The sequence below is a fragment of the Salibacterium aidingense DSM 18341 genome (assembly GCF_000429685.1).
Taxonomy (GTDB): Bacteria; Bacillota; Bacilli; order Bacillales; family Marinococcaceae; genus Salibacterium; species Salibacterium aidingense.
In genome coordinates this window covers 236193-249210 of the sequence record NZ_AUCI01000007.1, presented here as the reverse complement: position 1 = coordinate 249210, position 13018 = coordinate 236193, and the positions used below count along the sequence as shown (strand labels likewise).

Here is a 13018-nt window from a genome sequence, read left to right as displayed (position 1 = left end):
TGGAGGTGAACGTTATCCATGATACGCAACGTGTTAATCGGGGTACTCGCAGCAGCATTGATCGGCACCGGTATATGGGGCGCCAATCAGGCAGAACAAAAGGAATCCCTGCTGTTGAACAACGAAAATAACTATCAGCGGGCTTTCCATGATTTAACTTTTCATATCGATCAATTACAAGATGAAGTAGGAACGACACTGGCTATGAATTCAAAAAAACAGTTATCCAGCTCTCTCGCCGAGGTTTGGCGTATAAGTTCGATTGCTCGTAACGAACTGGGGCAGCTCCCGCTTGGAATGATGGCATTACATGAAACAGAAGAGCTACTAAATAAGATTGGTGATTTCAGTTACAAAACAACGATTAGAGATCTAGGAAATGATCCCTTATCGGATAAAGAATACGAGAAGCTTCAAAAATATTACGACCAGTCCGGCGAAATAAAAAACGATCTCAGGAAACTGCAGGCTTCTTCCATTAAAGATCAACTAAAGTGGACGGAAGCAGAAGAAGCGATGTCCGGCAGCAATGAACCGATGGATAATTCTATTGTAAACGGATTTCAAACCATTGATGAAAAAGCAAAAGGGTATGCAGAAACAGAATTTGGTCCAAACGAGCAAATCAATCCGGATGTGGATGAAAAAATAGCAGAAACCGTCAGCGGAAAAGCAGCTGTCAGCAAGGAGCAGGCCGCTAAAAAAGCAAAACAGTTTTTGGGTCTGCCGGATTCAATGAATGTGGATGTGTCGGAGCTTGAAAAAGGAGTGGCATTTGAAGGATATTCTTTAACGATAGAAGAGCCGGAGGGAGAAGATACGATCTATCTGGACATGACCAAAAAAGGCGGCCATACGCTCTGGTTTTTACAGTCAAGACCAGTCGATGAACCTGAAATCAGTTTAAATAAAGCCTCACAAAAAGCTCTGGAATTTTTAGAGGGCAATGGATTTGAAGATATGGAAATGATAGACGGGAAGCAGTATGACACTATCGGCACATTTAAATTTGCTCCGGTCGTTGATGACGTCACTATTCACCCGGAAACAGTGTATATTGAAGTGGCGCTGGATGATGGAGAAGTAGTGGGATACAAGGGCGCTGAATATATTGTCAACAAGAAGGAAAGAAAAGAGTTGAGCCCTTCCATCACCGAGGAGGAAGCAGCAGAACAGCTGAATCCTAATGTTAACGTTATGGAGCAGAAATTGGCGGTTATTCAAAACGAAGAGGAAGAAGATGTGTTATGCTATGAATTTTTGGGTACGATCAATGATGATACGTACAGAATTTACATTAATGCAGAAAATGGAGATGAAGAAAAAGTAGAAAAAATGAAGCATGCGGAACCGGTATATGATACGATGTAAATGATAAAAGGAGAAGGAAGGAAAGAAGAAGCAGCGATGCTTCTTCTTTTCCCGTTCCTTTGGAAGTATCGTACCGAGGGGGGTAAACATGATAAATATCGGGGATACCATATACCTGGAGTTGGAAGATCCCGGGAAGGCCTCTCTTCCGGCTGGGAAAAAGGCAGGGAAATACCGCTGCAAATTGATAGATAGAAAAAAGGACTTACTGGTTATAGATCTTCCTGTTGATGAGGAGACCAACAAGACAGTTTTTTTCATGAAGGGAATTCAGATGCAGGCCTGGTTCGTTGGTAAAGATCAGGCCGTGTATATGTTTGAAACAGAAGTGAAAGGAAAACACGGCAGGAAAATAAGGTCCCTGCTTATTACAGAGCCTGGGGAAGAACAATATGTAAGAATTCAGCGCAGAAACTATGTTAGAATTAACGCATCGGTTAATACAGCAGTACATCCTGCCAGAGAGCACTCTTCTCCGTTTATTACCTCAACGGAGGATATAAGCGGAGGGGGGATGGCTGTTCTGCTTCCTTCCAATCACACCCTTCAGGAAAATGATAACGTTTTAACCTGGATCGTACTGCAGCAAATGGATGGAACCATTCAGTATATAAACATCTCCTGTGTGGTGATCCGTATCATGAATGAAGAAGGCCGTTTAAAAGACCGCTGCTCCCTGCGGTTTGAACATATTAAAGAAACCGATAGACAAAATATTATTAAATACTGTTTTGAGCAGCAGCTGCAAATGAGAAGATCCAGCAAAAGTCGGAATCGTTAGATTTGTTCAACGGTTTGTGATATGATAATCTGAGAATGATAACATGGAAAAAGGGTATTTTATCCCTTCTACATCAAAGGAATACATATTGTATTAACGAGGTGCTCTATGACAAAAATCAACATTGCGATTGACGGCCCCGCAGGAGCTGGAAAAAGCACAGTGGCTAAAACCGCAGCCTCAAAATTACAATATGTCTATATTGACACAGGCGCTATGTACCGCGCTCTAGCATGGGCGGCCCTCAATCATAATGCCGACATTCAGGATGAAGCGTTTCTTTCCTCGCTGTTAAGAAGGACAAACATAGAACTACAGCCATCTGAAGATGGGAATCGTGTATTTGTAAACAATGAGGAAGTGACAGGAGCTATTCGTTCCAATGAAGTGACCGCTGCTGTTTCAGATGTTTCTGCCCATGCGGGTGTGAGAGAGCAGATGGTGAACAAGCAGAAAGAACTTGCTGCCGGAAAAGGGGCGGTATTAGATGGCCGGGATATAGGCACCACGGTACTTCCGGAGGCAGAATTGAAAGTATACCTTATCGCTTCTGTGGAAGAGAGAGCGAAACGCCGACATCTTGAAAATATCGAAAAGGGGTTACGTTCCGAACTGCAGATGATGCAAAAAGACATACAGGCCAGAGATGAAAAAGATGCCGGCCGGGAGATATCTCCCCTTATAAAAGCAGAGGACGCGGTGGAAATCGACACCACTAACCTCTCTATTCCGGAAACTGCTGATAGAATATGTGAGCTGGCCGAAGAGAGGATTCGAAAATCATGATCCTTTATACTATCGGAAAAACGGTTTGCAGATTAGGTTTTACTTTCTTTGCAAGGGTCAAAGTCATAGGCAGAGAGAACATACCCGAGGAAGGACCGGTGCTGCTTTGTTCCAATCACATCAGTAATTTGGATCCTCCGTTGGTTGGGAGTTTCATGAAACGTAACATCCATTTTATGGCCAAAGATGAACTTTTTCAAAAAAAGGGACTGGGAAGTCTTCTCCCCTCTCTCGGTGCTTTTCCCGTAAAACGAGGGAGCGGAGATCGTCAGGCGTTACGGATGGGGCTGCAGCTGCTGGAAGAAGGAAAAGTTTTATGTTTGTTTCCTGAGGGTACAAGGAGTAAGACGGGAGAAATTGGTAAAGGTTTGTCCGGGTCTGGATTTTTTGCTCTTCGTTCCAAAGCTTCGATTGTACCGGTAGTCATTTCGGGACCTTATAAGCCTTTTGGCAGAATAACGATTGTTTATGGCCCGCCCATGGATTTTCAGCCACTGCGTGAAGAAAAGATTAATGCTGCGGAAGCCACAGAAAAAATTATGGAAAGCATTCAAGATTTAAAACAAAAACATAAAGAACAAATGAATAACGAAAGGAAAAAATCAGGAAAATAAATTCTTTAAAAAAAGAATTTAAATATTTTAGTTTGAAGTTCCCTTAAGGACAGTGAAGGAGGCAGTTGTCAATGGTAGACGAAATGAATAATGAAATGGCTGGTATGAATGAATTGAATGTAGGTGATCTTGTGACAGCAAAGATTACCAAAGTGGAGGAAAAACAGGCTTATGCGGATGCCGGTTATAAAGTGGATGCCGTTATCCCGATAAGTGAGTTGTCCAGTCTTCATGTAGAAAAGGTTAGTGACATTCTGCAGGAAGAGGATGAACTGGAATGTAAAGTAACAAAAGTGGATGATGACGAGCTGGTTCTCTCCCGCCGTGCAGCTCTTGCTGATAAAGCATGGGGGGAATTGGAGGAAAAATACAATAACAATGACATTATCGAGGCAGAAGTAGCGGAAGTAGTTAAAGGCGGATTGGTCGTTGACCTTGGAGTCCGCGGTTTTATCCCAGCTTCTCTTGTAGAACGTCACTTTGTTGAGGATTTCAGTGATTATAAGGGCCGCACCCTGCGCTTGAAAATTGCTGAAATTGATCCGGATGATAATAAACTTATCCTTTCCCAGCGTGCTGTATTAGACGAAGAAGCAGAGCATCAGAAAAAAGAGCTGCTGGATAATCTGCAGGTAGGAGATACAGTGAAAGGTACCGTTCAACGCCTCACGGACTTCGGTGCTTTTGTTGATATCGGAGGAGTTGACGGTCTTGTGCATATTTCGCAGATGGCCCATCACCGGGTAGAGTCCCCTGGCGAAGTGGTAAATGAAGGGGATGAGATTGATGTAAAGATTCTTGCTGTCGATTCGGAAAGCGAGAGAGTGTCCCTTTCCATTAAAGAGACGCTTCCAGGACCGTGGACTACGATTGAAGGACAGATTGAAGCAGGAGATATAATCGAAGGAAAAGTAAAACGCCTTGTTTCATTTGGTGCATTTGTTGAGGTGGCACCAGGAGTGGAAGGGCTCGTCCACATTTCTCAAATTGCCAACCGCCATATAGGTACACCGGGAGAAGTATTAGAAGAAGGACAGGCTGTGAATGCGAAGGTACTTGATATTAATCCGGCGGAACAGCGCATTTCTCTCAGTATCCGGGAGCTCGAAAGCGAAGAAACAACGGATCAAAAGGTGCAGGAAGAATACGAGGCCCCGGAGGAAGATCATTCCGGTTTTTCCCTTGGCGACATGATCGGCGATAAACTGAAAAAGTACAAAGAATAGGAGTTTGGTGACGTGTCAAGATCAGAACGGAAGAAGGACCACATGACCTATGCTTTATCTACAGGAATGGCTTCTTACAACAGCCTGGATGATGTCCGTTTCGTTCATAACAGCTTACCGGAAACCTCGGTTTCCCGTGTGGATGTATCCGTTACAATCGGCGAACTTTCTTTAAGTTCGCCGATTATTATTAATGCGATGACAGGGGGAGGGGGGAAGGAAACAGAAGTAGTGAACAGCCGCATGGCCGCAGCTGCTGCCGGTACAGGGACAGCTATGGCTGTTGGTTCCCAAATGGCAGCGCTTAAAGATGAACGGGAATCTTATACATATAAAACAGTAAGATCAAATCACCCAAATGGAGTTATTTTTGCCAATCTTGGGAGTGAATTAACCATTCAACAGGCCCGGGAGGCAGTGGAAATGCTTGAGGCTGATGCGCTGCAGATCCATTTAAATGTAATTCAGGAGCTGGTTATGCCGGAAGGAGACCGGGATTTCCGCGGAGCTCTGCACCGCATAGCGGAAGTAGCGGCACAGCTGGAAGTTCCGGTGATTGTAAAAGAAGTCGGATTTGGAATGTCAAGGGAAGCAGCGGCACTATTGAAAGAAGCTGGTATAAAAATGATAGATACCGGCGGACACGGAGGCACGAACTTCGCTGCTATTGAAAATAAGCGGAGAACTCATACCTTTTCTTTCTTTAACGAATGGGGGATCACTACAGCTGCTTCGATTATAGAGGCGGTTCATGCCTGCCCTTCTCTTTTTGTAATCGGATCAGGCGGGATAAGAAATGGGGCAGACATGGCGAAGGCAATTGCATTGGGCGCTGAAGGAGTGGGTATGGCCGGCAATGTCCTGGCTGCTGTGCAAAAACATGGTCAGAAAGGGGCGGAACAGTTTCTGCAGAACTGTATAGAAGAATTAAAAATGATTATGGCTGCGACAGGGGCGGAAACGATTTCCCAGCTTCAAACAAAGCCGTTGGTTATTACCGGGAAAACAAAAGAGTGGCTGAACGAAAGAGGAATTAATACAAAACGATTCAGTCAACGTGATGGCTTTTCCATTTCGGATCTATCCGAAGATGATTAAAAAAAGACGGAATGGGCAAGGCTTTAGAAAAAAAGGAAAAAAATGAGTGGCATTATTTATTTCTCTATTTTGTGGTACCTGTGGATCATCCAGACGTTCTTTGCTCCCAAAGACACGTTTCGATTGGTGTCCGCCATCTTTATATTAAGTTTAATAATTTTATATCCTTTAGAGTGGAACCAGCGTTTCGTGACGCTCAAACCTGCCTTTGTTCTTTTTTATGGGGGCGGCTGGGTACTGTTGGCTTCTGTGAATAAAAGGAAACAATGGACATTGGTGAGCTTGGCCGCTGCTCTGTCTTTTTTGTTTGCTGCCCTGCGCTTGGCGGAATGGTACGAACCGGTAGTGTTTTTATTCGGCCAGACCCTTACGTATGTGGTGCTGTTTTCCATATTATTTCTTGTCTTTGCCAAAACATTACGAGAAAGGGCTGCCTTAGCGCTTATTACCTGTTTATCCGGGGAAATTATTACCCAGATCCATTTATTCCCCTGGACTCAACTGGTACAGGCTGGAGATTATTTTGTACTCGATACGGTCGTGCTGATTCTATTTATACTGCATCTTCATCATTTGTCGGCAAAAGCGGCAAATGTTGTGTTTAGCCGCCATTCTGCTTCGTCTGCCCATTTGCCTCAATAACCTTTCATCTGCTAGAATATATTAGCTGTTTATGGTGTAATAAGGAAAGAGTCCTCAGGCTCCTTCCATTTTAAATAGCAGCTGCTTAGTTATTAGTGAAGAAAGAAGAAAGGACAGAGTCCATATGTCTAAACCTGTAGTGGCTATAGTTGGCCGGCCGAATGTGGGAAAATCAACCATATTCAACCGCATAGTTGGAGAACGCCTGGCTATTGTGGAAGACGTCCCGGGGGTGACCCGTGATAGGATTTATAGTAAAGCGGAATGGCTGAATAGAGAGTTTAATGTTATTGACACAGGCGGTATCGAAATCGGGGAAGAACCCTTGTTTGTCCAGATGAAGCATCAGGCGGAAATCGCCATTGACGAAGCCGACGTTATTATATTTCTGGCAGATGGAAGAGATGGGGTGACTGGGGCGGATGAAGAAGTTGCGAGTCTTCTTCTTCGCTCAAAAAAGCCTGTGATTTTAGGGGTGAATAAGATTGATAACCCTGAAATGGAAAAGTATATTTACGAATTTTATGCTTTAGGCATCGGAGAAGTATATCCTATATCCGGTTCCCACGGCATTGGAGTGGGAGATTTACTTGATTCAGTAATTCACCATTTTCCTGCGGAGGCAGAAGATGAATATGAGGAAGACACAATTCGGATGTCTGTTATCGGCAGACCAAATGTTGGGAAATCCTCTATCGTCAACGCAGTTCTTGGAGAGGAACGGGTCATTGTCAGTGACATTCCTGGTACAACACGGGATGCAGTGGATACTGTCTTTGAAAGGGACGGCCAGGAGTATGCCATGATTGATACGGCAGGGATGAGAAAACGTGGCAAAGTGTATGAGAATACCGAAAAATATAGTGTCATGAGAGCGCTGCGCGCCATCGAGCGGTCTGATGTCGTATTAATGGTAATTAACGGGGAGGAAGGAATAAGGGAACAGGATAAAAAAATTGCCGGTTACGCAGAAGAAGCGGGGCGGGCTTTAGTCATGGTCGTAAACAAATGGGATGCTGTCGAAAAAGACGATAAGACAATGGCCCGTTTTACGGAGGAGGTCCGTGACCACTTTCAGTTTTTAACCTACGCTCCCGTTTTGTTTATCTCTGCAAAAACCAAACAGCGGATGCAGCATTTACTGCCTATCGTTAAACAAGCGGCTGATAACCATAAACTGCGTGTCCCCACCAATGTATTAAATGATGTCATCTTGGATGCTGTTATAATGAATCCTACCCCGACTGAATCCAACCGGCGTCTGCGTATTAACTATGCAACTCAGGTAGCTGTTGGACCGCCAACTATTGTCTTGTTTGTCAATGACCCTGAATTACTGCACTTTTCTTACCGGAGATATCTCGAAAACAAACTGCGGGAAGCATTTCACTTCGAAGCAACCCCGATAAAGATTATAGCCCGCAGAAAGAGTGATTAATATTATGGGATGCCGGTCTAAGGCGGATAAAGGAGAATATTAGTGGAACTTATTATTTCTGTTCTTATTGCTTATTTATTAGGGTCCATAAGCTTTAGTTATGTTGTGGCGTGGAATATAAAAAAAATTGATATACGACAATATGGCAGCGGCAATGCCGGGGCTACGAATATATTAAGGGTCCTGGGAAAGGGTCCGGCTGCTGCTGTGCTTTCGCTGGATGTACTAAAAGGCGTGGCAGCCGTGTGGATAGCAAAGTGGCTGGAAATGACAGATTTTCTCCCGGTTTATACAACGGTTGGAGAAATAGAAGGGTTAGCATCTGCACTGGCCGGAGCAGCGGCGATTCTGGGGCACAACTGGCCGGTTTATTATGGATTTAGGGGTGGAAAAGGAGTGGCAACCACGATTGGGGTTGTAGCAAGCCTCGTTTTCTTCCCGGCTGTTTATGTAGGAATTGTAGCTATTTTATCCATTGTATTGACAAGATATGTCTCACTGGGTTCTTTAATATTCGCCATTGCCACCCCTGTATTAATCGGACTTACGAAATCCTATTACGGTCATCCAGAACCCTATTTTTATTTAACAGTAATTTTTGGAATTCTGACAGTCTGGAAGCATCGAACCAATGTTCAGAGGCTGCTGAAGGGAACGGAACATAAAATTGGGAAAAAGATTTCGTAATGGCAAAGGTGGGAAATCATGACGGAAAAGGTCGCAGTCATCGGAGCGGGAAGCTGGGGCACAGCGTTGGCCGCTGTATTAGCTGATAATCATCATAATGTTCATTTATGGACCAGAAGAGAGGATCACGCAGAGGAAATTAACCAATATAATACGAACAATCAGTATTTATCGGGGTTTACCCTGCCTGCTTCCATTCAGGCTTCGACAGACATGGAAGAATGTACAAAAAATGCTGGTTATATTTTAGTCGTGGTACCGACAAAAGCAGTACGGGAAGTCATGAGAGACCTCCGTTCCATGGTTCAAGAAGAAACCATACTAATCCACGCTTCCAAAGGGATTGAACCTGGTACATCAAAAAGAATTTCAGAAATGATGGAAGAAGAATTAAATGGAAAACAGGGGAAGGCGACCGTAGTTCTCTCCGGGCCAAGTCATGCCGAAGAGGTTTGTGAAAGACAGCCGACAACTGTTACGGTGTCTTCCCATGTCAAAGCGGCGGCGGAAGAGGTTCAGGGTTTATTTATGAACCGTCATTTCCGAGTATATACAAATCAGGATCTCATTGGCGTTGAAATCGGCGGTGCCCTAAAAAACATCATCGCGCTTGGGATTGGTTTAACAGATGGAATTGGTTACGGAGACAATGCGAAAGCTGCTTTAATGACCAGAGGGCTGGCTGAGATCGCCCGTCTTGGAATAAAACTGGGAGCAAATCCGCTTACTTTTACTGGATTATCAGGATTAGGCGACTTGATAGTTACCTGTTTCAGTCAGCACAGCCGTAATTGGAGGGCTGGATACAAACTGGGATGCGGGAACGATCTGGACAGTGTTCTTGAAGAAATGGGGATGGTTGTGGAAGGAGTCCGGACTACAAAGGCCGTTTATGGCCTTGCTCATGTAATGGAAGTTGAAATGCCGATTACTGCAGCTTTATATGATGTGCTGTTTGACGGGAAAAAACCGGAGGATGCCGTTCTGCAGCTGATGGGCAGGGTAAGGAAACATGAAGTAGAAAATATGTCCCTTCTGCTCGGCCCCGATTTTCAGACAAAGTGGCAGGAAATGGTCTGGAGCCCGGATGACAACGAATGAAAAGGCACGGCTTCTTTTTATCACGCATAGGATAAGATGAATAGTGATAAAGGGAGGCTGCTGTATGAGACAGAACGATTCACTGTTTGACCAGATCGAGAAGAAAACAAACGTGAAACAGGAAGACCTGATGAAGCTGGTCCAATCTTTGAACGGTGCTGATTTTCAGGATGAAAATACCGTGCGCAAAGTAATTAAAGACGTTTCCAGGCTTGCCGGCAAATCCGTTTCGCGAAAGCAGGAGGACGAATTAGTCAAAGCCGTTATGAATAATAACGTCCCGCTCGATCTGGCTTCGTTAAGCAAGTGGTTTCAGTCAAAATAACAAAATAATGAAAATTTCTTTATGCTTCAAAGGCATATGCTCATTCCAATAGACACGTTTATGAATACAGTAAACAGAGTAGAACAAAGGCTGTAAAATTGAAAAAGGAAAGAATATAGCCAAAACCAGCCGTATTTGCCCCTATACGAGCTGGTTTTTTCATGATTTTGTCACGATTATGTCAGCAGGAACCTCTGCCAAGAGAATTCTCCATTATGTTATAATATGGTCTGGATAAAAGGGGGCACTAGGAAATGACGGCACTGCAGAATATGTGGTTTGCTTTCTTTGGTATATTTCTAATGTTTGCATCAGCAGGATTATCCGTATTATCCCAGAAAGTATCCGGGGTTCTTCGGATACTTATCCTTATCATTTCGTTTATATTTTTAATGGTTGCCGGGCTCATCGTACTAATTATTGTCATGCGCGGCCCGATTGCAGAATAAATGAGGAAATGAGATGTTTCGTTATTTCCCAATAACCGAACCATTTTTTCTCGGGAGGTGACGATAAGTGCACAGCTTTAAAAATATTATAATCTGCGTGACTGCCCTCGCCTTTTTGTTAACAGGCTGTATGTTTCCGCAGGAAGAACGGGCGGAAAATCGGATTCCTTATGAAGCGCAGCTTCAAACGGTCCAGCAGGCGGTAGATCAATACCGCAAGGATAACAATGTGCTTCCCATCAAGACCACCGAAGAAGATACTCCCATTTACCAAAAGTACATGATCGACTTTAATCAGTTAATTCCGCGATATATGCAGCAGCCTCCCGGTAATTCATTTGAAAACGGTGGGATTTATCAATATGTCATTATCGATCCGGAAGAACAGCCGACTGTTAAAGTCCTTGACTTGAGTGTAATGAACGAAGTGCAGAAGCTGCAGAGAGCCATTAATGCATACATTGAGGAAAATGAGTATGCCCCGATCAAAGATACGGCAGGACCGGAAATATTTGAAATTGACCTGGAACGTTTGGATTACAATGGAGAGGCTAAAGTAGAAAGCCCCTATCAGTCAGATACGACTCTTCCGCTGTTGATGAATGAAAACGGAGAAGTGAGAATCGATTATGCGATTGATCTGCATATTGCCCTTCAGGAATTTGATCATGAGCTGGAAAAAGGAGACGACATACGGCGTATCCTCGTGGACAATTATCCGATTGCCCCTGCTTTTTCTGTTCCATATACAGTAAATGATAACAACGAACCGATATTTAAAGAACATTGAATAGAAAACTCTTTCCAAAGGATAAAACAGGGAAGAGTTTTTTTATGCTTGTCTTTCCTTTTAATAAACAAGGCATAACTTAGAAACACAGTCATAGATATATATTGTCATACATGTAAGACCGGTATCGGAATTTTATTGAACAGGAGGGGATCTAGTGGAAAAGGTAGATATCTTTAAGGATATCGCAGAACGGACTGGAGGAGATATTTATTTAGGAGTAGTCGGGCCCGTCCGTACCGGTAAATCCACGTTTATTAAAAAATTCATGGAACTCGTTGTGCTTCCTAATATGGGAAGTGAAGCTGATAAAGCGAGGGCTACGGATGAGCTGCCGCAGAGTGCAGCAGGCAGGACTATTATGACGACAGAGCCTAAGTTCGTACCAAATAATGCGGTATCTCTGGAAGTGGAGGAAGGACTGGAAGTCAACGTACGGCTGGTTGATTGTGTCGGTTACGCGGTAGAAGGGGCAAAAGGGTATGAAGATGAAAATGGTCCGCGTATGATCAATACACCCTGGTATGAAGAGCCGATTCCATTCCAGGAAGCAGCTGAAATCGGAACACGTAAAGTAATACAAGAGCATTCGACCCTTGGGGTTGTCGTCACTTCGGATGGGACAATCGGGGAAATTCCGCGCATGGATTACGTGGAATCAGAAGAAAGAGTGATCGAAGAATTAAATGAAGTAGGAAAGCCTTATATTATGGTGATCAATTCGGTACGTCCGCATCATCCGGAAACAGAGGCGCTTCGTCAGGAGCTTGCTGAAGAACATGATATTCCGGTTCTTGCGTTAAGTATTGAAAGCATGACGGAACATGATATTAACAATGTACTGAGAGAAGTATTGTTTGAATTTCCCGTCCATGAGGTAAACGTGAACCTGCCAAGCTGGGTGATGGTGCTGCGGGATGACCACTGGCTGCGGCAGGAATATGAGCAGTCGGTTCGTAATACGGTAAAGGACATCAAGCGTCTGCGGGATGTTGACAGGGTGGTCCGCCAGTTTGCAAATGACTTTGAATTTATTGACGAGGCCGGTCTGGCTGGTATTGAAATGGGGCAGGGCGTTGCAGAAATTGATTTATACGCCCCAGATCATCTGTATGATCAAATCCTAAAAGAAGTCGTAGGCGTGGAAATCAGAGGCAAGGATCAACTTCTCCACCTCATGCAGGATTTTGCCCACGCCAAACATGAATACGATCAGGTGAGCGACGCCTTAAAGATGGTGAAACAAACTGGATATGGAATCGCTGCTCCAGCTGTGACAGACATGAGTCTGGATGAACCGGAAATAATCAAACAGGGTTCCCGCTTTGGCGTAAGATTAAAAGCAGTCGCCCCGTCCATTCATATGATTAAAGTGGATGTGGAATCAGAGTTTGCTCCGATTATAGGAACCGAAAAACAAAGTGAAGAACTCGTCCGTTATTTGATGCAGGATTTTGAAGAAAACCCCTTATCGATATGGAATTCTGATATCTTCGGGCGCTCTTTGAATTCCATCGTCCGGGAAGGAATTCAGGCAAAACTCTCCCTTATGCCCGAAAATGCAAGATATAAACTAAAAGAGACCCTGGAAAGGATTATAAATGAAGGCTCCGGCGGGTTAATCGCGATTATTTTATAATCAATAGGGAAAAAAGCAGCTACTAACCGGCTGCTTTTTTTTGTACAAAAAAATTGCTTCTGCTTGGGACA

At 44.0% G+C, this 13018-nt stretch carries 14 protein-coding genes; all 14 read left to right on the top strand.

What is annotated here, in order from left to right:
* Positions 1 to 18: 18 nt before the first annotated feature.
* The gene (gene ypeB / locus G475_RS0108840; protein WP_026700977.1) at positions 19 to 1371 is read left to right on the top strand and encodes a germination protein YpeB; all 1353 of its coding nucleotides are present in this window, start codon (positions 19 to 21) and stop codon (positions 1369 to 1371) included.
* A gap of 88 nt (positions 1372 to 1459) precedes the next feature.
* Positions 1460 to 2152 carry a flagellar brake protein gene (locus tag G475_RS0108835; protein WP_026700976.1) on the top strand — a complete coding sequence of 231 codons (693 nt, stop codon included), beginning with the start codon at positions 1460 to 1462 and terminating at the stop codon, positions 2150 to 2152.
* 108 nt (positions 2153 to 2260) lie between these two features.
* The gene (cmk, locus tag G475_RS0108830; protein ID WP_026700975.1) at positions 2261 to 2938 is read left to right on the top strand and encodes a (d)CMP kinase; all 678 of its coding nucleotides are present in this window, start codon (positions 2261 to 2263) and stop codon (positions 2936 to 2938) included.
* Positions 2935 to 3552, top strand: a complete 618-nt coding sequence (locus tag G475_RS0108825) for a lysophospholipid acyltransferase family protein (protein ID WP_026700974.1) — start codon at positions 2935 to 2937, stop codon at positions 3550 to 3552. Before cmk ends, G475_RS0108825 begins: the two co-directional genes overlap by 4 nt.
* A gap of 71 nt (positions 3553 to 3623) precedes the next feature.
* Positions 3624 to 4778, top strand: coding sequence for a 30S ribosomal protein S1 (gene rpsA / locus G475_RS0108820; RefSeq protein WP_026700973.1), 1155 nt, complete (start codon positions 3624 to 3626; stop codon positions 4776 to 4778).
* Between the two features lie 12 nt (positions 4779 to 4790).
* Positions 4791 to 5876: a type 2 isopentenyl-diphosphate Delta-isomerase gene (gene fni, locus G475_RS0108815; RefSeq protein ID WP_026700972.1), complete on the top strand. Its 1086-nt coding sequence runs from the start codon at positions 4791 to 4793 to the stop codon at positions 5874 to 5876.
* A gap of 42 nt (positions 5877 to 5918) precedes the next feature.
* Positions 5919 to 6518, top strand: coding sequence for a YphA family membrane protein (locus tag G475_RS0108810; RefSeq protein WP_026700971.1), 600 nt, complete (start codon positions 5919 to 5921; stop codon positions 6516 to 6518).
* 124 nt (positions 6519 to 6642) lie between these two features.
* On the top strand, positions 6643 to 7956 hold the full coding sequence (gene der / locus G475_RS0108805) for a ribosome biogenesis GTPase Der (protein ID WP_026700970.1): 1314 nt from the start codon (positions 6643 to 6645) through the stop codon (positions 7954 to 7956).
* A 36-nt stretch (positions 7957 to 7992) separates the two neighbouring features.
* The gene (plsY, locus tag G475_RS0108800) at positions 7993 to 8643 is read left to right on the top strand and encodes a glycerol-3-phosphate 1-O-acyltransferase PlsY (protein WP_407636195.1); all 651 of its coding nucleotides are present in this window, start codon (positions 7993 to 7995) and stop codon (positions 8641 to 8643) included.
* Between the two features lie 18 nt (positions 8644 to 8661).
* A complete protein-coding gene (locus G475_RS24610; RefSeq protein WP_051302349.1) occupies positions 8662 to 9744 on the top strand; it encodes an NAD(P)H-dependent glycerol-3-phosphate dehydrogenase in 1083 nt (360 codons plus the stop codon).
* 64 nt (positions 9745 to 9808) lie between these two features.
* On the top strand, positions 9809 to 10069 hold the full coding sequence (locus G475_RS0108790) for a stage VI sporulation protein F (RefSeq protein ID WP_026700968.1): 261 nt from the start codon (positions 9809 to 9811) through the stop codon (positions 10067 to 10069).
* Between the two features lie 254 nt (positions 10070 to 10323).
* Complete coding sequence (locus G475_RS0108785; RefSeq protein WP_026700967.1) at positions 10324 to 10518, top strand: DUF2768 family protein; 195 nt, start codon at positions 10324 to 10326, stop codon at positions 10516 to 10518.
* A 67-nt stretch (positions 10519 to 10585) separates the two neighbouring features.
* Entirely contained in the window at positions 10586 to 11308 is a 723-nt protein-coding gene (locus G475_RS0108780; protein ID WP_233275753.1) for a DUF3939 domain-containing protein, read from the top strand.
* 157 nt (positions 11309 to 11465) lie between these two features.
* Positions 11466 to 12947 carry a stage IV sporulation protein A gene (gene spoIVA / locus G475_RS0108775; protein ID WP_026700965.1) on the top strand — a complete coding sequence of 494 codons (1482 nt, stop codon included), beginning with the start codon at positions 11466 to 11468 and terminating at the stop codon, positions 12945 to 12947.
* The last annotated feature ends 71 nt before the right edge of the window (positions 12948 to 13018 follow it).

What these genes read in the sequence shown, in the direction of transcription:
- der (WP_026700970.1), top strand. Translation starts at nt 6,643, where the DNA reads ATGTCTAAACCTGTAGTGGCTATAGTTGGCCGGCCGAATGTGGGAAAA.
- ypeB (WP_026700977.1), top strand. Translation starts at nt 19, where the DNA reads ATGATACGCAACGTGTTAATCGGGGTACTCGCAGCAGCATTGATCGGC.
- G475_RS0108835 (WP_026700976.1), top strand. Translation starts at nt 1,460, where the DNA reads ATGATAAATATCGGGGATACCATATACCTGGAGTTGGAAGATCCCGGG.
- G475_RS0108810 (WP_026700971.1), top strand. Translation starts at nt 5,919, where the DNA reads ATGAGTGGCATTATTTATTTCTCTATTTTGTGGTACCTGTGGATCATC.
- G475_RS0108825 (WP_026700974.1), top strand. Translation starts at nt 2,935, where the DNA reads ATGATCCTTTATACTATCGGAAAAACGGTTTGCAGATTAGGTTTTACT.
- G475_RS0108790 (WP_026700968.1), top strand. Translation starts at nt 9,809, where the DNA reads ATGAGACAGAACGATTCACTGTTTGACCAGATCGAGAAGAAAACAAAC.
- rpsA (WP_026700973.1), top strand. Translation starts at nt 3,624, where the DNA reads ATGGTAGACGAAATGAATAATGAAATGGCTGGTATGAATGAATTGAAT.
- cmk (WP_026700975.1), top strand. Translation starts at nt 2,261, where the DNA reads ATGACAAAAATCAACATTGCGATTGACGGCCCCGCAGGAGCTGGAAAA.
- G475_RS0108785 (WP_026700967.1), top strand. Translation starts at nt 10,324, where the DNA reads ATGACGGCACTGCAGAATATGTGGTTTGCTTTCTTTGGTATATTTCTA.
- G475_RS24610 (WP_051302349.1), top strand. Translation starts at nt 8,662, where the DNA reads ATGACGGAAAAGGTCGCAGTCATCGGAGCGGGAAGCTGGGGCACAGCG.